Below are 21,852 nucleotides of genomic sequence, written 5' to 3'. Positions count from 1 at the left end.
TTTATTCTCCAAACTTCACACGAGGATCAACCAGTGCCACACAGATATCCGACACAATGTTTCCAATAAGTAATAAGACGGCATTGATAGCCACAATGCCCATAACCACTGGGTAGTCCCGTTCGATAATTGATTCGTAACCCAATAAACCAATGCCATCGATGTTAAAAATAACTTCGATAAGGAAAGAGCCCGTCATAAAGAATAAGAGAGAATTACCAAAGTGACTTGCAATCGGTATTAAGCTATTTCTAAGCGCGTGCTTTTTAACTGCTTGACGAAATGGTAGACCTTTTGCGATAGCGGTACGGATGTAATCTGAAGAAAGATTTTCCATCAGGTTATTTTTCATCGTCATGGTCAGTGTTGCGAAATCACCGATGAGATAACAAATTAGAGGCAATACCGCATGCCACATGATGTCTTGTGCGCGCTCGAAGAAAGTTTCGTAGTCGTCATAATCATCCCCTACGAATCCCCCCATAGGGAACCACTCTAGGTTATAACTAAACCAGGTAATGAGAAGCACACCGATAACGTAACCAGGCAATGCGTAGCCTAGGAAAATAAGAATGGATGAAGCGGAATCAAAAACACTGCCGTGTTTAAGCGCTTTAAAATAGCCGAGAGGAATAGAGATAAAGTAGCTAATAAAGAAAGTCATACCGCCGTAAAACAGAGATACGGGCAGCCTTTCTGCAATCATGTCACTGACTGGCTCGTAGTAGCGGGTTGACTCACCAAAGTCTAAAACTGCCAGCTTACTCAACCATTCAATATAAGCTTCAAAGACTGGCTTATCTAAGCCATAAAAAGCGTTGAGCTCCGCCATTTGCTCTTCAGAGAGTGCGGAGTTGTCTCCCGCTACTGATGAAGATTGTGCAGCATCACCCTGAGGCTGCATGTTGGCAAGCATACGCTCGACTGGACCACCAGGGACAAATCGAGTAATGGCAAATATTAAAATTGTTACTCCCAAAAACGTTGGAATAACAAGCGCTAAACGGCGTAAAAAATAAGATAACACGTACCGACCTTCTCCGAGTCTTATGTCCGCTTCGTCATAAAAGTGTCATCCTTTCAGGTTAAGTTAGGATTCGTACACTTCTAAGGAAGCCTAGTTGAACATCAATGTCCCAGTACCTTTTCGAATTCATCACATGAACTTTTTCGAGTTCAATTGGTCAGACAAAATCGAGACTACCTTATTCCATTATATTTATACGTCTTATGGATGATACTTGGTATCACTTTTGAAATTATGCCAAACGTTTACGCTAAATTCGCATCCATATCAGTCCTTATATCTACAAAATGATGACTATAAAGACTTATTGACCAACTAATAGATAAAATAAAAGTCAATTTTACTGACTAACAAATCAATATCAGCTTTCTTATCTTTATAAGGATCCGTTCACATAAACTGTCATATTACTTCATACCTCTGTCTGAATGTTAATAGACAGTCAATAAAGCCTGAGTAAGCATTCCGTATAGAATAATTCTCCACAAATAAACACTTAAACAGCCTCTGAGTTTAAGGTTCACTAAGTGGTTCACTTATTAATACCCTATTGACATATTAAACATAAATAGGTAAATAGTCAGAAAAGTCTATTTTTCACACAATTTCTGTGTCACGCCTAAATCATCAAAATATTCCGGCTTTGTTATTCTCTTTTGGTTGTTAGAAATATCCGTTTTCTTTTTATTTAGTTTTATAGAATTAAAAAAGGCTCGCATATGCGAGCCTTTATCAAACTAACTGAAATTTATACTTCCTGACACAAAGCGAGCAATTCTTCCTTTTGCTGCTCTTGAATCAGTTTCCAATGGCAACCTTTCACAGCACCAGCAAACTTCCAAAGTAAGCGAATATCAACTTCACCACCGTAAGTCTGCTTCACGCGTCTAAACACATCAACAGGACCTAAACGCATGAAAGTACTGACATCATCAATACCAGACTTCTTAACCATACGTTCCAGAGTCAACTGCATATTTGGAAGATCACGCAGTCTCCTGCTGTCTTTAGACTTTTGAAAAGCCCTTTGCTGCTTTGAAAAGTTGATAGATGCACGGACGATGCTTTCAAGCTCTTCATGCTGTGAATCGAACAAATCAGTAATATCGTAATAATTAACGATAGCTGTTGTTTGCTTCTTCACATGCTTATATTTTTCGCATCCGAGATCTGTCAATTTTTTGTCTAGGTTACCACCGCCACGAATAAAGATTGTTTCATTAGTCAGTAGTGCGTACATCGCTCCTTCATTGAATAAGCCAATTCCACCAAACATTGATCGCTTTTGATAACTGCCAAACTGATCAACAAAATCATAGAACATAGATTCCTTCATGTTCCGTAACCTCCAACTTATGTGTTAACCCCCCGATCAATACACAAGCGCCGATCATGAAATATCGACTTCAGAGACGTAACCAATAATCGGTTACAAAAATATTTCCATACCGGAAAATATACGATGAAGTTTATGACGAATAAGATCTTTATGAAACCGCATACTTAGCCCAATGAAATAAGTTAAGATGTTGCTCACAGTAAGCCCTCTGATCCGACCCAAAAAACGCATCAAAATCACAACTTAATGCAACAAGAAGTTAACCAATCAACAAAAATGATGTGAACGCTCTGTAATTTTGGGGTTTATTCACTGAATTACTGGACTTTTTTTCTAATGCGTTTTGTTGCGCGACCTTGCCATAGCACGTTAAACTGACCCTCAGAACAGATTGATCAAAGTACCCAAAATGAACCACTTATCATTTTACTGGTTACCTCATAACAACCAGTTACTTCTACAAGGACTTGAGTCCGAATTTGCTCAACTCGTTGAGCAATCCATAAACACTGGCAAGATCAGTCTTCCGCCTATTCCAGATGCTGTGCTTAAAATTCAGCAACTCTGTACGTCAGATACAACAGGGATTCCGGATATTGCAGAATGTCTGATGGAAGATCCTAGTCTCACTGCGGTGGTGATCCGTGTTGCTAACTCTGTTGTGTTCAACCGCAGAAACATCACCTGCACAGATCTCCAGACCGCAGTTTCGCGCTTAGGGATCTTAAGAGTGCGAGACATCGTGACAGCTCAGGCAATCGAGCAGCTTAAAAATTCGGTCAACCTGAATAAAGAATGCAACCATGTACTGACACACAGTGCGTCAGTTTCCCGACGCTTAGCGGCGACCATGGTGCTAGTCACACGCTCTTTCCTTGCAACTGAATCAGGTGAGAAATACGAATATTTGGAAGAAGAAAAAGCGCTTCTCAGTGGTTTACTTGCGGATATTGGTATTTTCTGTCTGGTCAACGAATACCACATGTATCTCGATAGAGGTAACTATCTGGACTATGACATTGCACTTCAGATTTTCCAGTCTCGCTGTGCGGTCACCAGCCAGTTAGTGCTAAACAGTTGGGGATTCGATCAAGATTTCTTAGAAGTTGCCACAAACAAACGAACTGAAACTCAGGAAGTTCCTGTCAGTTATTTGGATGTTGCCAGAATCGCAAACCACTTGCTGATGTTCAGAGACGACGACGATGCGATAGAAGAGCACGAAGTTGAGTTCGATGTGGATGGTGCTGAAGTGCTTTACGAATTGAGTAATCTATCTGATGCTGATTTCGAAAGCGAAATCAAAAAGATTATGAATTCTACTGGTTTTTAACCCTAAGTACTTTAGACAGGAAGCTATATACTCCGAGTCGCTTTCTTCAAAGATTCCATACGCCTTTGGTTTTCCTTTTTTAAAAACCAAAGGTGATTGTTTCAATCTTTCCATTTCTCACCTTTTCTTATTTGCTTCCAAATCGAACATAGAAAATCTCAAGCGTACCGAATAGCACTCGGAAATTCCTGTTCTACTGATTTTTTGGGTATCTGTTTCGGGTGTGTAAGCTATATCTCTCAAAGAGTTAGAGCTATGACGTTTACCAAAGTTTAACCAACGATTAATATAGGGTTATTCGGGTATAGAAAAATCAACACAATTCACCCGACATAAATAACCAAAGGAACATGTGATGAAACGTCTTGCTTTAGCCCTAATACTTGCCAGCTCGTCCACTACTGCGTTGGCAGATCAGACTTTATGCCTGGAAAAAAAATACGATTCTTATGTAGATGCTTCACTTAACTGGTATGAAGATCTTGTTGGAATTACTACTCAGCTTAACCCAGAGCTTACCGATGTAGGTCAATGGTTCTTAAAAGGCAGAACCAATCACTTCGAATTAAATCGCGAAGCAGTTCATTACTATTTATCTAACGATCCGAGTAAAGTCGCGACTGAGCAACCCGTTGAAGCCTGGCTAAAGCTGGAACAAAAAGAAATTAAAGTGCTGGCATCCAGAAGCGACAAATTAGGGCAGTTAGCGAAAAGAACGTTTGAAGATCGTCAGTCTAAACCTCATAACCAAAACTACGAGCTGAGAACGGCGTTTGCCGAATTGCTGAGCCATCCTAAAAAAATCGACAGCGCCCTGAACAAATACAACCAGTCTGTTACTAAACTGGAAGAACAGCGTTGCAATTAGCAGATTGCCACACTGCTCAAAAGTTCAACAAACATGCGGTTACCAAACAATAATAACGGGACTTTGCGCCCGTTTTCGTTTAGATTGACCCGCTCGCGAACGTAGAAATATAAGTAAATAAGGTTATGGTATCTGAGAATAAAACAGCAGATGTAAGCTTTGAAAGTTTGCTGAAAATCTTTACTGTGCCAGAAGCGCCAGATTCCACATTAGGTCATATCGAAAACAAACTCTCGCAAAACCTGAACCAGTTTTTGCGTGAACATATTGTTGCTGAAGAAAAACCGCTGGCCGATATTGAACAGCAGTTTTCAAACCCTTATTTGCCCGAACAACCTCAGTTTGTATCTGAACATACGCAGAACTTGCTCGATAACCTCGTTTCGCAGTCCGTTCATACCTCGGCACCCAGTTTCATCGGTCATATGACTTCAGCCCTGCCCTACTTTTTGATGCCACTATCAAAAATTATGATCGCGCTGAACCAAAACTTGGTGAAGATCGAAACCTCAAAAGCTTTCACCCCATTGGAAAGACAAGTTCTTGGTATGCTTCATGGTCTTATCTACCATGAAAAGCCAGAGTTTTATCAGCAATGGATGCACAGCGCCAATCATTCACTAGGCGCATTCTGCTCTGGTGGCACCATTGCGAATATCACTGCTCTCTGGGTTGCAAGGAACAACACGCTAAAAGCAGATGGAGAATTCAAAGGGGTAGAAAAAGAAGGCTTATTCAAAGCCATGAAGCATTATGGCTACGAGGGTTTAGCTATTTTAGTTTCAGAACGCGGGCACTACTCTTTGAAAAAAGCAGCAGATGTTTTGGGATTAGGTCAGGAATGCCTCGTTTCAGTCAAAACAAACAGCAAAAACAAACTGTGCCCTGACGACCTTGAACAAAAAATCGCCTTGCTTAAAAGCCAGAACATCAAACCATTTGCTATCGTCGGTGTCGCAGGTACTACCGAAACAGGAAACATTGATCCGCTAGAACGTATCGCGATGATCAGTCAGAAGCACGGCTGTCATTTCCATGTGGATGCCGCCTGGGGTGGCGCAACCCTGATGTCGAACAACTATCGCCATTTACTTAAAGGGATTGAGCTGGCAGATTCGGTCACCATTGATGCCCACAAGCAACTATACATACCAATGGGTGCTGGCATGGTTCTGTTTAAAGATCCAAGCGCTATGACCGCCATTGAGCATCACGCACAGTACATCCTCCGTAAAGGGTCGAAGGACTTAGGCAGTCATACACTGGAAGGCTCCCGTTCGGGAATGGCGATGCTGGTTTATTCGAGCATGCACATCATAAGTCGCCCAGGTTATGAACTCTTAATTGATCAGAGTATAGAAAAGGCAAAATACTTCGCCTCGCTGGTTTCTGAACAAGATGATTTTGAGCTGGTGACGGAACCAGAGCTTTGTCTTCTTACGTATCGCTATGTTCCAGAAGTAGCGAAAAAAGCGTTAGTTAATGCGAATGAAGACGAGAAAAATACCCTTCACGAAGCTTTGAACAATTTGACAAAGCAAATTCAAAAGAAGCAAAGGGAAACAGGTAAAACCTTTGTATCAAGAACCCGATTGAACCCAGTACAGTGGCAGCACAGAAATACCATTGTTTTCCGTGTAGTTCTGGCTAACCCACTTACTACACATGAAATATTGCAATCGGTATTATGTGAGCAAAGGGAAATTGCTGCCGGTTTTCCTAATCTGATGGCTCAAGTATCTGAGCTTTCTATGGAAATTTTGAATAAGAAGGCAAGCTAAGTTTTATAGCGCAACCCATCTCATATCTTTAGGTGGGTTACAGAAGTGAAATTTTCTTCCTAACATTGAAATTTGATCACACCAAATCGAGCGCAAATTTAGCGAATTGAGCGAAATCTCGATCAATAAGATTTCGGAACTGAAATTAAGTTTGAGGCTTGTCATATTATAGACATTTAATTCTCGTTTTGCGGGTCTTTTAGTCACTCAACGGACCTCGTTCGTTTATACTCGTTTGTATAAAAGCCACTGATCATACGAGATTATTCAGACTCGCTCTTTGCGAATCTCATCTTGTAAAAGATGACCAGATCCGGTCAGTGAAATGTTCTCTATGCCCTTGTGAACGTTATGAATACATTAGAAAAAATACAGAAAAATTTGGAGAACTTCAGTAAATCTGAGCGTAAAGTTGCTGAAGTAATTATGGCTTCTCCTCAAACTGCCATACACTCCAGCATTGCCACGCTTGCTAAGATGGCTGATGTCAGTGAGCCAACGGTTAACCGTTTCTGCCGTAGGTTAGACACCAAAGGATTTCCAGACTTCAAACTCCACTTAGCTCAGAGTTTGGCTAACGGTACACCTTATGTGAACCGTAATGTGGAAGAAGATGACGGTCCAGACGCTTACACACATAAGATTTTCGAATCGACTATGGCGTGTTTAGACGTTGCCAAAAACAGTATTGATGCAATGCAGGTTAACCGAGCGGTCGATTTGCTAACACAAGCCAAGCGTATCTCGTTTTTTGGCTTGGGCGCTTCGTCTGCCGTTGCCAAAGATGCACAAAACAAGTTCATTCGCTTCAATATACCTATCAGCTGCTTTGAAGATATCGTCATGCAGCGTATGAGCTGTATAAACTGTACCGACAATGATGTGATCGTTCTTATCTCTCACACAGGTCGTACTAAAAGCTTGGTAGAGATTGCCAATCTGGCGCGTGAGAATGGCGCAACGGTTATTGCCGTAACAGCCAAAGATTCACCACTGGATAGAGCGTCTTCACTCTCGATTTCTCTGGATGTTCCAGAAGACACCGATGTGTACATGCCAATGGCAAGTCGAGTTGTTCAGATGACAGTTATTGATGTTCTGGCAACAGGGTTTACATTGCGACGTGGAACAGGCTTCAGGGAAAACCTGAAACGAGTCAAAGACGCACTAAAAGACTCGCGATACGACAAAATCGCACAGTATTAAAAAACGGAGCCTTCAGGCTCCGTTTTTATTTTGTTGGTTCATTCTTCTGTTTCCAGATCATCATTAACGGATGTATGCGTTTTCCTGCGTTTCTTTAAGTAATGCTCAGAAAGGTTTGATATTGGGTGCGGAACAGAACCAGTCGTACAAGGACAAACCTGAGCCAAAATATAGATAAGGCGGTCGTAGTTCAGTGGAATTGGATTACCCTTAATAGCGACAGATCGCATGGCGTCTTCGGCAACTTGTTCAAATGAAGTGCTGCATACACCAAAGCTTTTTAGTTTCGGTAGCTTCAACTTATCTAGCATCGCTTTTACCCAAACAACACTGTCTTCTATATGGGCGTCTTCCTGTTTGAGTAGTATTGACGCTATTTTCTGGTAGCGTTCAAGAATGTCTTCCCTACCCAGTTGCTTTGCTGCATGAATGTTTTCCGACATCACATAAGGTGCCAATTGAGCTGCGATCACGCTATGAGGCGCATCCAGTTTTCCACCAAGTGCAGATGCCAAACCATGCGCTGCTCCAAGTTTGGCATTGGTGATTGCCATTCCGCCTAGCATGGCGGCAAAGGAAAGATCGCCGCGAGCCTCATGGTTGTCTTCTAAACACGCAGGAATAATCGCCCCAGAAAGCCGGCGTAAGCCCTCTTCGCAGATCATGTCTGTTAATGGATTGGGATCGCTACTTACGTACGCTTCCATCAAATGCGTAAATGCATCCATTGCTCCACGACCAGACGTGTATGCGTCGGTTCCATAAGTCAGCTCCGGATCGACAATAGCAATATCTGCCAACATATCTGGACTTCTTAGACTGACTTTGACCTGATCCTGCCCAGAGCGTAAGACGGCATTTCGCGTCACTTCTGCCCCTGTACTTGCTGTTGTTGGGATAGCAATGAAAGGCAAAGGTTTGGATTTTAGCGGGACATCACGTCCGACGACTTCGACATAGTCATAGAGATCGCCTTGATTCGGAATAATGGCGGCAAGTGCTTTGGCGGTATCGAGAACACTTCCTCCCCCAAAACCTATCACCATATCAGGTTGGAATTTACGGCCTTGAGAAGCGATCTCTTCCACCATGGCAATAAATGGCTCACTGGAGATGGCGACTTGCTGAAAACGTATCGCCTGCGCGTTGAGGTATTCAATAACAGGCTGTGCGCGGCTGATATCCTCACCTGTCACAAGTAGCGCACTGTAGCCATATTGCGAAATCGTAGACAAAGAAGACGCCAGCGCACCTTCACCGAATACAATTTTTGCGGATGTCATAAACTGGAACATGTTAACTCCTTTCAGCCCAGGTTAAGCTTTAAATCAATGAGTTAAGTTCTAAACAAAACAAATAAAATCGCGTTAATTTACACCGAAACAAAGTCCATTTTGCAGTATGGACACTATATGTTTTACGTTCAAATGCGTCTTCAGTCTATGTCTCAGAACAAAATCTGTCGCATCACGCTAAGAAGCAGATCGCAAATGTAGGTGCAACTTTACTCTTATAAAAAGACCGCTCCAACTGAGCCAAAATCTCAACGAATTTGACAAGAATTAACCAGACAAAGTTTGATAGGCAAAACCTATTGAAGCAAATGGTTTTTCGAGCTTTATTTCCCACGTTTGATCAGGCATAGTGGCACCATTAGAACAAAGGAGAAGAATATGTTTGTAGTGATTTTTGGTCGTCCTGGTTGCCCTTTCTGTGTGCGTGCGAAAGACCTTGCTGATAAATTGAAAGATGAACGTGACGATTTCAACTATCGCTACGTTGATATTCATGCTGAAGGCATCAGCAAAGCCGATTTGGAAAAGACGGTAGGTAAGCCTGTAGAAACCGTTCCTCAAATTTTTGTCGACCAAGACCACGTTGGTGGTTTCACAGAATTTGAAGCTTACGCGAAGGAAAACCTAGGTCTTTACGACTAATATCAAGTCGCTGATTTTATTAAAATACAGCCCGCATTTGCGGGCTGTATTTTTTTATCTGAACAACGCGTAAAAATTTAGTCAAAAAAGCTAATAAATCACTTATTACAGCAGTAACTTTCGGTTACACTTCACCTTCCTTTTCCATTCCTTCACAGCGATTCCGAGTTAGAGAGCAGTGAACATCGATATCGTTATCTTACTTGAGCAAAACCCAATTTTGCTCATCTTCGTCGTCCTGGCCATGGGGTTGGGTATCGGCAAAATTCAATTTGGTCGAATGCAGCTAGGCAGTGCCATTGGTGTGCTTATTAGCGCCATATTTATGGGAAATTTGGGTTTCTCATTTAATGCCGATGCGTTAACCATTGGCTTTATGTTATTCATCTTTTGCGTCGGCATCGAAGCCGGACCGAACTTCTTTGGTATTTTCTTCAGAGACGGCAAGCACTATTTTATTCTCAGCCTGACCGTGCTTTCCTCTGCCTTGGGGTTAACCTACTTTATCAGCAGTTATTTGGAACTAGACTTTGGTTTCTCTGCTGGAATGATGGCAGGTTCGCTTACCTCTACCCCGATATTGGTTGGTGCTCAGGATGCTTTAAAAACCGGTCTTGCTTCTGTTCCTGCAGACATCACCATGGATAAGGTAAGAGAGAACTTGTCGGTAGGTTATGCGATTGCTTATTTGGTAGGTTTAACCAGCATGATCCTGCTTGCCAAGCTTTTACCAAAGCTACAAAAGCAAAACCTGCACGACTCAGCAACTCAAATTGCTCAAGAACGTGGGCTAGATACCTCCGCTCAGAGAAAAGTCTATCTGCCTATCATTCGTGCCTATCGCGTTGGTATTGAACTGGTCGACTGGACAGATGGTAAAAACCTCCGTGAGCTGGGCATTTACCGTCAAACAGGTTGTTATATAGAGCGTATTCGTCGAAACGGTATTCTTGCCCACCCTGATGGTGATGCCATTCTTCAGGAAGGCGACGAAATCGCCTTGGTTGGTTACCCCGACAGCCATGCCCGACTCGACCCTAGCTTTAGGAACGGCAAGGAGGTTTTCGACCGTAACCTGCTCGACCTCCGAATTGTTGAAGAAGAAATCGTTGTAAAAAGTGACAGCATCGCAGGCAAAAAGCTTTCTGATTTGAACCTCTCTGAATACGGTTGTTTCCTAAACCGAGTCGTAAGAGCGCAAATTGAAATGCCGATGGATCTTAATATCGTGCTCGCGAAAGGCGACATTCTTCAGGTCAGTGGTGAGAAAAGCCGAGTGATGGGGCTAGCAGAACGAATCGGTTTCATCTCGATTCATAGCCAAATGGCCGACTTATTGGCGTTCTGTAGCTTCTTCATTCTAGGTATTTTATTTGGCTTGATTACCATGACCTTTGGTCAGGTTACCTTTGGATTGGGTAATGCCGTGGGGCTTTTACTTTCAGGAATCACACTTGGATTTTTGAGAGCCAACCACCCTACCTTCGGTTACGTCCCTCAGGGTGCATTGAATATGGTCAAAGACCTGGGATTAATGTTCTTTATGGTGGGTATTGGATTAAGTGCCGGTGACAGCATAGTGTCTTACATGACAAAAGTCGGCCCTCAGATATTAGGGGTAAGTTTACTGGTGAGTATAATTCCGGTGATGATTGCTTACCTGGTTGGTGCTTATGTTCTTAAGATGAACCGAGCACTTCTGATTGGTGCGATAGTGGGGGCACGAACCTGTGGTCCGGCAATGGACGTGGTTAACGAACAAGCTAAATCGACCATTCCAGCACTGGGTTACGCAGGTACTTACGCTATCGCTAATATCCTGATGACTTTGGCAGGTACGTTCTTGATCATCATTACCTAGAATCCGTTAATTTACGCAGTCACAAAAAAGGCGCTCACTGAGCGCCTTTCATATATCAAAGGTAATCGTTAGATGTCCTGAACATCAAACTCTACAGCAGGGTTAACATCTGCTTCGTAGTCAACACCTTCACAACCAAAGCCAAACAGCTTCAAGAACTCTTCTTTGTATTCAACGTAGTCCGTCAGCTCTTTCAAGTTTTCGCTGGTAATCTGAGGCCATAGATCACGACAGTACTGCTGAATGTCATCACGCAGTTCCCAGTCATCCAAGCGTAGACGGTTCTTCTCGTCTACTTCAGGTACTGAACCATCTTCTTTGTATAAGCGCTGGCTGAACATACGGAAGATCTGTTCCATACAACCTTCGTGTACACCTTCTTCACGCATTTTCTTGAAGACCATTGCGATGTAAAGAGGCATGACTGGAATCGCAGAACTCGCCTGAGTGACAACCGACTTCAGTACCGCAACATTTGCGCTACCGCCAGTCGCTGCAAGCTTGTCGTTAAGTGCAGAAGCCGCACGATCCAGATCCATCTTCGCCTGACCTAGAGCACCATCCCAGTAGATTGGCCAAGTCAGCTCGGTACCGATGTAGCTGTACGCTACTGTCTTACAACCTTCTGTCAGAACACCTGCTTCAGACAGGGCTTGAATCCACAATTCCCAGTCTTCGCCACCCATCACGGTAACCGTGTCTTTGATTTCCTGTTCTGTCGCTGGTTCAACACTCGCTTCGATGATCACATCTTTGTTAGTGTCTACCGCAGTTGAAGTGTACGTGTCACCGATAGGCTTAAGAGACGAACGGATTAGCTCACCCGTTTCAGGAAGCTTACGCACTGGAGAAGCCAGAGAGTAAACTACCATATCAATCTGACCCAAGTCTTCTTTGATCAAATCGATGGTCTTTTGTTTCGCTTCGTTTGAGAATGCGTCGCCGTTTAAGCTTTTAGAGTACAAGCCTTCTTCTTTTGCCAACTTGTCAAAAGCCGCTGAGTTGTACCAACCCGCTGTGCCAGGCTTTTTCTCTGTACCAGCTTTTTCGAAAAACACACCAATGGTTGATGCACCACCACCGAATGCAGCGGCAATACGAGAAGACAAGCCGTAACCGCTTGAAGAACCAACAACTAATACGCGCTTAGGAGCATTTTTGATAGGACCTTGCGCTTTGGTGTATTCGATTTGTTCTTTTACGTTTGCTTCACAGCCAACTGGGTGTGTCGTCGTACAAATGAAGCCACGAATTCTTGGTTTGATGATCATATTCATTTCCCTTAAAAAAACTTTGCTAGGATAAAAGTTTACAAAGCGTTTCGCACCTAATTTCTTGTGAAATGAGAAAGTGGTTGGAGCTGTTTGTACAAAAAAGCGCTGCATTGCTGCAGCGCTTTTGAAGTGTATGCTTTGTCAGCGTTTACGCGACGCTGTTCAGCGATACCGAGTTGGTTTTATGAGTCCGGGTTTCAACCATATCATGGCTGAAATGATCCACTTGAATCGCCTGATAACGCAGCTTGTCTGCACTCAAGATTTCGTCCACTTCAACTTTGTTCAAAATCTTGTGTTCCAATGCTTGCTCAAGCCTTTCTTGAAGAGGCGCTTTCTTATCAATCTTGCCGTCTTTGATACCCTGAATCACTTTCCGCTCATGACCACGCACTTTGTACATTGCCATGAATGCGTTTTCCATCAAGCCAACTGGGTCATCGTTGTCTTTTCCAACGTAACACAGGTGAGTCAGACGATCGCGATGCGCCCCCGGGGTCATCAAACTATTGGCGATAGAAACCGCGTTATCATCGGTCGACTTGTTAAAATGATTACCCAACGGGAAAACCAGGAAGTTCAGGAATTTGCCTGCCGCCTTGGATGGGAAGTTCGCATACGCCTCCTGCAACGACTTCGCGGCGTTATGCAGACAATGGTTCATTGCGTAGTGCACATAGTCGAGATCCGATTGCTGCCTGCCATCATCTTCATACTTTTTGAGCACTGCAGAGCCCATAAACAAGTAGCTAAGACCGTCGCCTAAGCGCGCCGAAATCATTTCTTTACGCTTCAATTCACCACCGAGAGTCAGCATTGCGACATCAGAGCTTATTGCTAAAGCACGGCTCAAACGCGTCATGTGTTGGTAGTAAACTTTGGTTTCGCCGCTCATAGATGCAGAAACAAACTTTGAACCCGTAAGCGCCGCGCCAAATGCACCGAATGCATTCTTGGTGGCGTGCCCAATGTGCTTAAACAACAGCTCATCAAACTCTTTCGCACCTTCTTTACTGTCTGGGTTGGCTGCCGCTTCCATCTCTTTCAAGACATATGGATGGCAACGAGTCGCTCCCTGACCAAAAATCATCAAGTTTCGTGTCAGGATATTCGCCCCCTCCACTGTAATCGCGACAGGGATCCCTGAGTAATGGTGCGCCAGGTAATTCATTGGTCCTGTCTGAATCGCACGCCCGGCATGAATGTCCATTGAATCGTTCAAAACAGTACGTGCGATTTCCGTCATATGGTACTTAGCGATAGCGGTAACGATTCCCGGTTTCTCTTTCATATCCAAAGACGTGGTTGTGAGTGTTCGGGTCGCTTCGAGCAGGTAAGTCAGACCACCGATGCGCCCCATTGCTTCTGCCACACCCTCAAATTTACCAATCGACATGCCGAACTGCTTACGCACATAGGCATACGCCCCAGTTGTACGTGAAGTGAGGTGTCCAATTGATGTACCTAAAGCGGGCAGTGAAATACCACGCCCCGCAGACAAACATTCCACCAGCATGCGCCAGCCTTTACCCGCGTAATCTGCTCCACCGATTAGCCATTCCATAGGAATAAACACGTCGTTACCACGCGTAGGACCATTCATAAACGCTAACCCGAGTGGGTCGTGTCTTTCTCCCAGTTCCACCCCTTTGTGGTCGGCTGGAATCAAAGCACAAGTAATGCCTAAATCAGGATTGTCACCTAATAAACCGTCTGGATCTTTTAGCTTGAATGCCAGACCAAGTACGGTCGCAACAGGAGCTAACGTGATGTAGCGCTTGTTCCAGCTTAGACGAATACCCAGAACTTCTTCGCCCTCGTATTCCCCCATGCATACAACACCCTGATCAGGAATGCCTCCAGCATCAGAACCCGCTTCTGGACCGGTTAATGCGAAACAAGGAATATCACGACCATCAGCCAGACGCGGCAACCAGTAGTCTTTTTGTTCCTGTGTTCCATAGTGTGATAACAACTCACCAGGACCAAGAGAGTTTGGAACCATCACGCAAACCGCAGCACTGATACTCTTAGTAGCGATTTTGGTAACAATGGTTGAGTTTGCCAGCGCAGAAAATTCACGTCCGCCGTACTCTTTGGAAATGATGAGTGAGAAGAAGCGTTCTTTTTTCAGGTAATCCCATACTTCTTCTGGTAAATCGCGATCGTGCCTTACGATCTGGTCATCATTGAGCATACCCAGCAAGGTTTCGAGTTCGTTATCGACAAAGCTTTGCTCCTCGTCCGTCAGCTCTGGTTTCGGGTATTGATGAAGCATATGCCAGTTCGGAGAACCGCTGAACAGTTCACCATCCCACCATACGCTGCCGGCTTCCATTGCTTCGCGCTCTGTATCAGAGAGTGGTGGCAATACCTTCTTAAAGAATTTGAAGGCAGGGTCACTGACCCATTTCCTTCTTAGGTTTTGTAGAGAGCTCATGTTTCAGTCCTTTTGTTTCTTTATATAACTGATCTTTATTTTTGTTATGGTTGGTCATTGACCGATTATTTTGCTGCGACGCCAGCCGCTAAATAGGGAATCAGTTGATCGATGATGGCTTCTGAGTCCACCTGTTTATCAAAGTCATTAAAGGCAATTTCTGCCAAAGCCTGGCTCGATGCCATTGTGAAGACACAGGTTCCTAACGTGAAGTGTAGTCGCCAGAATAGAGTTTCAGGTGTCAGTGCTGGGTTCGCCTTACTCACAGATCCCGTGAATTGCCCCAGAACTTCTTCGTATCGAGTGGTGATAAACCAGCGAAGGTGACCTTGTACATCGGTATAACCTCTGCCAATCAAAGACATAAAACGGCTCGCCCCGTTCGGACGTAAAGAGTTAAGCGATAGCAAAGGCTGTTTAAGTGAGAGGAATACCTCTTCCATGGAGAACTCTGATTTTTTGTTCAGTTCAGTCAGCGCTTCACCAAGTGCTGGCATAAAGGCTTCCAGATAGCGATTGAGAACTGCGCGTACCAAAGTCTTTTTGTCTCCAAAGTGATAATTCACAGAAGCCAGGTTGACGTTTGCTTTACTTGTTATGGTTCTTAGAGAAGTATCGTTAAAACCATGCTCTGCAAAGAGCGCCTCAGCCACATCCAAAATTTTGTCTTTCGTTTTATTCTTCGCACTCATTTTAATCACTCGTATTAAACGCTTGTTTGAAAATATACCGCCACACAGTTTATTTAACAAGGTGATAACATCACAATTCCATAACCTTGTGGCTAAACGCTTTATGAATAAGAAAAAAAATTTGAAAAAATTTTGAACTAACCGAATTTGGTCCGGTCATAAAATATGTAGCAAGCAGGGCATTCCGAGTCTGCGGTCGTATTGGACTGATTTATTTACTGCAACTTGTTACAAACGCTGCTTTTTTCTTATTAACTCCTATTTGTATCCGCCCAAACCCAAGTGGTTTGGGCTTTTTTTATCTCGCACCAATAGCCAACATGAGGCATAAGCTCATTATTTATTTAAAAGCTCAATAATGTATAAATATTAACTACCAAAAATCGAGCCAACCTCTCAACCTCCCCCCTACACCTCTGTTTAAAAACAATTTTAAATAACATTATTTTTAATGATGATTTCCTAAATAAGCGTTCTATATTTTTATTGTATGGCTTACCAAAGGGAGACATTACAATGAAAAAAGCCCTCTACAGCAGCTTAGCTGCTTTGATCATGGTATTAGGCGTCAGTGGCTGTGACAGCAGTAGTTCAGCCGCTCAGTCCCAAGCAACACCAACGTCTCAGTTGGTTCTTCCAGAACAGTTGGAGGTTGTGACCAATGAAAATAACTAAATCTCTGCTCGCATCGAGCATTTTTATTGCGACTTCAAGTCTCGCTGCCTTTGATGACACTGGAACTGACTATTCAAACGCCACTCAACGTTCTCATGTCTGGATAGAAGCGCTAGAGCCCATTGAGCTGGTTAACAGCATTTTGTGTTTTACCGCTCAATTCAAAGCAACAGACTTTGCAAACCAGGGACCTTATCTGGTCCTCGCAGATGAAGCGGCTTGTTTCGATAATGAAGACGACGGTTCAACCGGTCAGTCTTCAGGGGCAGCCAATACCCCTTCCTATTTAAAAGCGGTTGCTAACGTGACACGTGAATCAGACAGTGACCCTTTAGTTATTAGCGTCTGGATTCCAGAAATGTCTGGCGGAGATGGCGATCAGGCCATTAAGTTCAAAGCGGAGGTCACGTCGGGTGCCGGCGAGAGTAACCCTTTTGGAGCGTTCACATTCAACTTCGAAATGTTTGACCAGTTAGAAGGCACACAGAATGGCGCTGGCGAAATTGTTGCTTCTGATTCCGTCGCTAACTCCATTGGTTTTACACTCTACGAAACCAGTAACCGAGGCGCCGATACGTATGTCCAAAGCGCCAGTGTCGTGATGAGCGCTGATCGAGCTTCTGGTAACGCCATCACTTCTGCTGACAGAGGCAGCAATTCCGGAAACGCCTACGCATTAGCGTTCAACGCAAACAATGTACTTATCCAGTCCGCAAGTGATGTTGCCAGCCTGCCTTTCAAAACTGGTAGTAATTCAGGTCAATGTCTTGATAGAACCCAATTCACAGATTCTGCTCATCGATACGACCTTTACAACGCATCCACTGGAGCCGCGGTTTCTTTGAATAGTGGTTTCTCTTTCCGTTACGATAGCGACAGCGATAACCAAGTCGATGCTTACGGACATGTAGGCTATTGGGGGGTCTGGACGGAAGGTGATTCCAGCTTGGCAAACGGCACCACTTTGGTTAGAGAAGACCAGGGTTCTACCGAGAATTACACGCTGCTTACTGCCCCAGGTCGACTGATAAAGAATGAAGTGAAAACACTCGCACTCAGCAACGTAAGAGGTGTATCGTTCTCCTATTGGGATTCCAACGTGTACAGCTCGGGTTACAATCAGTGGGTAGTGAAATACCTGACTGTTAATGACGACTCAGTGGGAACCGACGGCTTTTACATTACAGCAGGTCTGAACTGGGGAGACAGCGGTCAGCAGATTACTGATGTAACCGACCAGCTCATTTCACTTAATGCTGGTGAGTCTTTGTATATGTGGTCTGAACAACTCGGTGGGGAAGTGAAATATCTTTATGGCTCTTCCAGCCTGACCTACTATGAACAGACCTTCTTAAATGGTAGCGAGACTGGCACTGGCGAGCTACTGGAAAATGGTTCTGTCACCTTGAAGTGCTTCGACCGATGCCCTATTGGTACATTTGATCTCACCGATCTCGCTAACTTTGAAGGAAGTGGCAGCCCATTCTCGACTCGGGCGTCTAACGTGGCGTCAGCCATAGACTTTTCCTTCTCTAACTCAGGAAGCAATGCCCTGACTCTGGTCAGAGACAGCAATAGCGAACCTGTTAGATACAATTCCTCCATAACCAAGCAGCAACTTAACAGCTCACCTCACAGCTGGGGAGTTCGCTCAGGCCCTATGGTAACAAGTACTGTGGCGTCGAGCATGACAAACGTCTGGGATATTTACGACCCAAGTGTCGTGACTACTTACTACGTTTGGGAGACGGGAATCAGCAGTTGGAATCAGTTATCTGCCGTTCGTAATAGCCAGAACAACATTGTGACCTTTGATAAACCAATACAGTTCAGTTATTCGCACAGTAATGCAAATGACCGCTCTGGTAATGCAGGGAATTACGATGGTCAAACCTTCCTGCTCAATTACGGGGGAAATGGGGATCTGTGGGGTATTCCTTATGAGAAGCAAGGTAATCAATACAGACCTAAATTCTCAATAGCAGATGGCACCTTAATGGGGTCCAGCAACCAATACGTGATTAAAGCAAAAGAGATAGAACAGCAGATGCAAAACGCAACAGGACAATGCACCGCACTCACTCTTCAGGATCCAGCAGTCGCTGTGCCAACATCGATTACAGGCAATGCCAATATCGGTGTCATGCCAACGGTCACGGGTGAGCCTTCTGTCATTGCAGGAGAAATCGTCTCTAATAATTAGGGTATTATATCGATACAAAAAAGCTCAATGGTTTTCGCCATTGAGCTTTTCTTTTTTTAAAGGTATTAAGAAAGCGGTCTTAAGTACGCTAGGAATTTCTTCTCTGCGACTTTGAAACATCCCAGAATGATAAAAGTCAGCGCCATATAAAATAGACCTGCAGTGAGGAAGGACTCGAAAGGCGCGTAATATCGGGAGTTTACTAACCTTGCTGCACCGGTTAAATCAATAATGGTCACGATACCGGCCACTGCCGAACCGTGAAGCATAAAGATCACTTCATTACTGTATGCCGGAAGCGCCCTTCTTAATGCGCTAGGCAAAATGATGCGACGGTAAGTCTTCCACGTACTCATGCCGTATGCTTTTGCCGCTTCCACTTCACCTTTAGGCAACCCATTGATCGCACCTCGGATAATTTCGGCGGTATATGCTGACGTATTCAACACAAAAGCCACCAAAGCACAGAACCACGCATGTTCCCATAGGGTATCTTTCACGGGGAAAAACTGGTCCATACCATAATAGATAAGGTACAACTGCACCAATAATGGTGTGCCTCGGAAGAAATAAATGAATGCCCAAGAAGGCATACTGATCAGATAATTCGCGCTATTTCTTGCCACTCCTAATGGAATCGCAACCATCAAACCGATAACAAGCGCTAACCCAACTAACCAGACCGTGGTCCACAGCCCTTCAAGATAAACAGGAAAGCTTTCTACAATTAAAGAAAAGTCCATGGTTTACCTCGCGTGAATACTGAATTTGCGCTCAACAAGCTTGAGTAAACCCGTTGATACACTGGTAAAGAAAAGGAAGATTACGGCAACCGTCATGTAGAAAGTAAACGGCATTTTTGTCGAACCAGCGGCCAGTGAACTCACACGTACCATATCCTCAAGACCGATAATTGACACCAGTGCAGTGGTTTTTAGTAAGACCAACCAGTTGTTGCCAAAACCCGGTAATGCGTGTCGAATCATTTGTGGAAGCAGAATACGGCGGAAAGATAAGAAACTGCTCATCCCATATGCCTTCGCTGCTTCTAACTCTCCTTTATCCACAGCCATAATGGCGCCACGGAAAGTTTCTGCCATATAAGCACCAAAGATAAAGCCTATCGTCAGTACCCCAGCAATGAACGGGCTGACATCAACATAATCTGGAAGGTAAGAAACCCACTCATGGTCTGGATTACTTGAGGTCATCCATTCATTTAGCCACTCATTCATTGAGTAGAGACTGTTGTTCAGTAGTATTTGTCCGCCGAAGAAAATCAGCATCATCAGCACGAGATCAGGTATACCGCGAATGACCGTGGTATAAAGCGTCGCGATTGCACGTGCCCAGCGGTATGGAGCTAACTTCGCCAGTGCCCCTAACATTCCAAGGAACATGGCAAGAATAAGAGACAGAACAGCCACTTCAATGGTAAGTAGCGCTCCCTTAAAAATTGAGACTTCGTATCCTTGAAGATCCAGCATATTTACATCCAGTAATACAACGAGCTGCAGAAGGCGAAAATTGCTCAGGGCATTAAAGTTACAGAGGCACACATTGCCTCTGCATTTATTATTGTTGCCTTCTGTTTAAGAAGAAAAGTCAGCGATTACTCGCCGTAAACGTCGTACTTAAAGTACTTAGCTGCAATTTCCTGATAGATGCCCTTCTCACGTAGAGCAAGAATTGCCGCATCCAGCTTCTTGGTCAGATCTTTGTCTTGTTTACGAACGGCAATACCGAAACCGTCACCAAACCATTTAGGGTCTGTCAAAGATGGACCAACAAACTCATAAGCGTCGCCGCCATCTTTGTTAAGCACACCCTCTTCAAGTGCAGATGCATCACCTAACACAGAAGCGATTCGACCGTTTGCTAGATCCAGGTAAGCTTCATCAAACGAACCGTAACGCACAATTTCCACTTTCTTGTAGTTATCGGTTAGATATTTGTCATGCGTGGTTGCACGTTGTACACCGATCTTCACACCATCCAGACTGCTAAAGTCAATGTCTGCACCTTTCTTAGCAATGAATTTGTTAGGAATAAGTGCGTACTTGCCTGTGAAATCGACTTTCTTTTTACGCTCTTCAGTAATCGACATTGCTGCGATAATAGCGTCGTATTTGCGTGCCAGAAGTGATGGGATAATGCCATCCCAGTCTTGTGGGACGATCTTACATTTCACTGCCATCTCTTTACAAAGCGCGTTCGCCATGTCGACATCAAAACCTTTAAGCGAACCATCGGCTTCCGTCCAGCTAAATGGAGGGTATGCACCTTCAATTCCAAAGCGTACCGTTTTCCAATCCTTCGCCTGAACAGTACCTGCAACAGCTGTCGCTGCCAAAGTCGCAGCAAGTAACCATTTTTTCATATCCATACTCCTGTGAATGGTTTAAATGTTGTGTTTGTTTTAATTAGTCTTATCAGACTGGTTTTAATAAATAGAAGAGATAAACTGCTGAAGTCTTTCCGACTCAGGGTTTGTAAACAGTTTAGATGGATCTCCCTGTTCTTCCACCAAACCCTGATGCAAAAACATAACGTGGTTAGAAACATCCCGGGCAAATGCCATCTCATGAGTGACCACCAGCATGGTTCTTCCCTCTTCAGCGAGATCACGCATAACACCAAGCACTTCACCAACTAATTCTGGATCAAGCGCCGATGTAGGTTCATCGAAAAGCATAACTTCGGGATCAACCGCCAGTGCTCTAGCTATAGCGGCGCGTTGTTGCTGACCGCCAGACAGGTGCCCTGGGTAATAATCTTTGCGCTCATAGAGACCGACTTTCTTTAGCAGTTCTTCTGCCTTGTCTCTTGCTTCTGCTTTAGGTACACCCAATACGTGAACTGGCGCTTCCATAACATTTTCTAAAACGGTCAAATGAGACCAAAGATTAAACCCCTGAAAAACCATTGCCAGACGAGAACGGATTCGTTGAACTTGTTTTTCGTTAGCGGGTAAAGATTCACCACGACGGTTAGTTTTCATCTGAATCAATTCTCCATTGACCCAAATTTCACCAGCAGTTGGTGTTTCTAAAAGATTGATACATCTAAGAAAGGTACTCTTACCGGAACCGGAAGAGCCGATAATGGAAATGACATCCCCTTTGTGAGCTTCAAGCGAAATGCCTTTTAAAACTTCGTTCTGACCGAACGTTTTGTGCAGTTCTTTTATATCCAGCGCGATTACATCCTTCATGC

The 21,852-nt window shown here is 44.0% G+C and carries 18 protein-coding genes; 8 read left to right on the top strand and 10 right to left on the bottom strand.

Annotation, left to right across the window (positions count from 1 at the left end):
* Position 1: 1 nt before the first annotated feature.
* Both RH89_RS13275 and RH89_RS13270 read right to left on the bottom strand, forming a co-directional pair.
* Entirely contained in the window at positions 2-1,027 is a 1,026-nt protein-coding gene (locus tag RH89_RS13275) for an ABC transporter permease subunit (RefSeq protein ID WP_004402631.1), read from the bottom strand.
* A gap of 748 nt (positions 1,028-1,775) precedes the next feature.
* Entirely contained in the window at positions 1,776-2,363 is a 588-nt protein-coding gene (locus tag RH89_RS13270) for a TfoX/Sxy family DNA transformation protein (RefSeq protein ID WP_004402628.1), read from the bottom strand.
* 412 nt (positions 2,364-2,775) lie between these two features.
* Between RH89_RS13270 and RH89_RS13265 the strand changes: the two genes are divergently transcribed.
* The 4 genes from RH89_RS13265 to RH89_RS13250 all read left to right on the top strand — a co-directional run bounded on the left by RH89_RS13265 (position 2,776) and on the right by RH89_RS13250 (position 7,554).
* Positions 2,776-3,699 (top strand): HDOD domain-containing protein, encoded by a 924-nt coding sequence (locus RH89_RS13265; protein ID WP_004402627.1) that lies wholly within the window; start codon positions 2,776-2,778, stop codon positions 3,697-3,699.
* A 355-nt stretch (positions 3,700-4,054) separates the two neighbouring features.
* Complete coding sequence (locus RH89_RS13260) at positions 4,055-4,567, top strand: hypothetical protein (RefSeq protein ID WP_004402625.1); 513 nt, start codon at positions 4,055-4,057, stop codon at positions 4,565-4,567.
* 125 nt (positions 4,568-4,692) lie between these two features.
* A complete protein-coding gene (gene panP, locus RH89_RS13255) occupies positions 4,693-6,348 on the top strand; it encodes a pyridoxal-dependent aspartate 1-decarboxylase PanP (protein WP_004402622.1) in 1,656 nt (551 codons plus the stop codon).
* A 351-nt stretch (positions 6,349-6,699) separates the two neighbouring features.
* Entirely contained in the window at positions 6,700-7,554 is an 855-nt protein-coding gene (locus tag RH89_RS13250) for a MurR/RpiR family transcriptional regulator (RefSeq protein ID WP_004402620.1), read from the top strand.
* Positions 7,555-7,592: 38 nt separating this feature from the next.
* Here RH89_RS13250 and RH89_RS13245 read toward each other — a convergent pair whose 3' ends face one another.
* On the bottom strand, positions 7,593-8,849 hold the full coding sequence (locus tag RH89_RS13245; protein ID WP_004402618.1) for an iron-containing alcohol dehydrogenase: 1,257 nt from the start codon (positions 8,847-8,849) through the stop codon (positions 7,593-7,595).
* Positions 8,850-9,227: 378 nt separating this feature from the next.
* On the opposite strand from RH89_RS13245, the gene RH89_RS13240 reads away from it, so the two are divergent.
* Together RH89_RS13240 and RH89_RS13235 are read left to right on the top strand one after the other, a co-directional pair.
* Positions 9,228-9,491, top strand: coding sequence for a GrxA family glutaredoxin (locus RH89_RS13240; protein ID WP_004402615.1), 264 nt, complete (start codon positions 9,228-9,230; stop codon positions 9,489-9,491).
* A 178-nt stretch (positions 9,492-9,669) separates the two neighbouring features.
* Positions 9,670-11,352: an aspartate:alanine antiporter gene (locus RH89_RS13235; protein WP_004402614.1), complete on the top strand. Its 1,683-nt coding sequence runs from the start codon at positions 9,670-9,672 to the stop codon at positions 11,350-11,352.
* A gap of 68 nt (positions 11,353-11,420) precedes the next feature.
* Here RH89_RS13235 and fabV read toward each other — a convergent pair whose 3' ends face one another.
* The 3 genes from fabV to psrA all read right to left on the bottom strand — a co-directional run bounded on the left by fabV (position 11,421) and on the right by psrA (position 15,758).
* Positions 11,421-12,623 carry an enoyl-ACP reductase FabV gene (gene fabV, locus RH89_RS13230; RefSeq protein ID WP_004402612.1) on the bottom strand — a complete coding sequence of 401 codons (1,203 nt, stop codon included), beginning with the start codon at positions 12,621-12,623 and terminating at the stop codon, positions 11,421-11,423.
* A gap of 151 nt (positions 12,624-12,774) precedes the next feature.
* Entirely contained in the window at positions 12,775-15,066 is a 2,292-nt protein-coding gene (locus RH89_RS13225; RefSeq protein ID WP_004402610.1) for an acyl-CoA dehydrogenase, read from the bottom strand.
* A 65-nt stretch (positions 15,067-15,131) separates the two neighbouring features.
* Positions 15,132-15,758, bottom strand: a complete 627-nt coding sequence (gene psrA, locus RH89_RS13220) for a TetR family transcriptional repressor PsrA (protein ID WP_004402609.1) — start codon at positions 15,756-15,758, stop codon at positions 15,132-15,134.
* 516 nt (positions 15,759-16,274) lie between these two features.
* On the opposite strand from psrA, the gene RH89_RS29915 reads away from it, so the two are divergent.
* The gene (locus RH89_RS29915) at positions 16,275-16,433 is read left to right on the top strand and encodes a hypothetical protein (protein ID WP_004402606.1); all 159 of its coding nucleotides are present in this window, start codon (positions 16,275-16,277) and stop codon (positions 16,431-16,433) included.
* Complete coding sequence (locus RH89_RS13215) at positions 16,420-18,636, top strand: hypothetical protein (RefSeq protein WP_004402604.1); 2,217 nt, start codon at positions 16,420-16,422, stop codon at positions 18,634-18,636. Before RH89_RS29915 ends, RH89_RS13215 begins: the two co-directional genes overlap by 14 nt.
* 65 nt (positions 18,637-18,701) lie before the next feature.
* On the opposite strand, the gene RH89_RS13210 is transcribed toward RH89_RS13215, so the two are convergent.
* The 4 genes from RH89_RS13210 to RH89_RS13195 form a co-directional block, all read right to left on the bottom strand.
* Positions 18,702-19,379: an ABC transporter permease gene (locus tag RH89_RS13210; protein ID WP_004402602.1), complete on the bottom strand. Its 678-nt coding sequence runs from the start codon at positions 19,377-19,379 to the stop codon at positions 18,702-18,704.
* Between the two features lie 3 nt (positions 19,380-19,382).
* Positions 19,383-20,123 (bottom strand): ABC transporter permease, encoded by a 741-nt coding sequence (locus tag RH89_RS13205; RefSeq protein ID WP_004402600.1) that lies wholly within the window; start codon positions 20,121-20,123, stop codon positions 19,383-19,385.
* 125 nt (positions 20,124-20,248) lie between these two features.
* Positions 20,249-21,016: an ABC transporter substrate-binding protein gene (locus RH89_RS13200; RefSeq protein ID WP_022550232.1), complete on the bottom strand. Its 768-nt coding sequence runs from the start codon at positions 21,014-21,016 to the stop codon at positions 20,249-20,251.
* Positions 21,017-21,079: 63 nt separating this feature from the next.
* Positions 21,080-21,850 (bottom strand): ABC transporter ATP-binding protein, encoded by a 771-nt coding sequence (locus RH89_RS13195; protein ID WP_004402594.1) that lies wholly within the window; start codon positions 21,848-21,850, stop codon positions 21,080-21,082.
* Between the last annotated feature and the right edge of the window lie 2 nt (positions 21,851-21,852).

Origin of the sequence: Vibrio nigripulchritudo ATCC 27043 (assembly GCF_000222685.1) — a bacterium.
Lineage (GTDB): Bacteria > Pseudomonadota > Gammaproteobacteria > Enterobacterales > Vibrionaceae > Vibrio > Vibrio nigripulchritudo.
Note: the sequence above shows the minus strand (reverse complement) of the source record. Positions and strands in the feature narration are given on the sequence as shown.

Excerpts from the sequence above, each read along its gene's own strand:
- RH89_RS13270 (WP_004402628.1), bottom strand. The coding sequence starts at position 2,363 with ATGAAGGAATCTATGTTCTATGATTTTGTTGATCAGTTTGGCAGTTAT.
- RH89_RS13265 (WP_004402627.1), top strand. The coding sequence starts at position 2,776 with ATGAACCACTTATCATTTTACTGGTTACCTCATAACAACCAGTTACTT.
- RH89_RS13260 (WP_004402625.1), top strand. The coding sequence starts at position 4,055 with ATGAAACGTCTTGCTTTAGCCCTAATACTTGCCAGCTCGTCCACTACT.
- panP (WP_004402622.1), top strand. The coding sequence starts at position 4,693 with ATGGTATCTGAGAATAAAACAGCAGATGTAAGCTTTGAAAGTTTGCTG.
- RH89_RS13250 (WP_004402620.1), top strand. The coding sequence starts at position 6,700 with ATGAATACATTAGAAAAAATACAGAAAAATTTGGAGAACTTCAGTAAA.
- RH89_RS13245 (WP_004402618.1), bottom strand. The coding sequence starts at position 8,849 with ATGTTCCAGTTTATGACATCCGCAAAAATTGTATTCGGTGAAGGTGCG.
- RH89_RS13240 (WP_004402615.1), top strand. The coding sequence starts at position 9,228 with ATGTTTGTAGTGATTTTTGGTCGTCCTGGTTGCCCTTTCTGTGTGCGT.
- fabV (WP_004402612.1), bottom strand. The coding sequence starts at position 12,623 with ATGATCATCAAACCAAGAATTCGTGGCTTCATTTGTACGACGACACAC.
- RH89_RS13225 (WP_004402610.1), bottom strand. The coding sequence starts at position 15,066 with ATGAGCTCTCTACAAAACCTAAGAAGGAAATGGGTCAGTGACCCTGCC.
- psrA (WP_004402609.1), bottom strand. The coding sequence starts at position 15,758 with ATGAGTGCGAAGAATAAAACGAAAGACAAAATTTTGGATGTGGCTGAG.
- RH89_RS29915 (WP_004402606.1), top strand. The coding sequence starts at position 16,275 with ATGAAAAAAGCCCTCTACAGCAGCTTAGCTGCTTTGATCATGGTATTA.
- RH89_RS13215 (WP_004402604.1), top strand. The coding sequence starts at position 16,420 with ATGAAAATAACTAAATCTCTGCTCGCATCGAGCATTTTTATTGCGACT.
- RH89_RS13210 (WP_004402602.1), bottom strand. The coding sequence starts at position 19,379 with ATGGACTTTTCTTTAATTGTAGAAAGCTTTCCTGTTTATCTTGAAGGG.
- RH89_RS13205 (WP_004402600.1), bottom strand. The coding sequence starts at position 20,123 with ATGCTGGATCTTCAAGGATACGAAGTCTCAATTTTTAAGGGAGCGCTA.
- RH89_RS13200 (WP_022550232.1), bottom strand. The coding sequence starts at position 21,016 with ATGAAAAAATGGTTACTTGCTGCGACTTTGGCAGCGACAGCTGTTGCA.
- RH89_RS13195 (WP_004402594.1), bottom strand. The coding sequence starts at position 21,850 with ATGAAGGATGTAATCGCGCTGGATATAAAAGAACTGCACAAAACGTTC.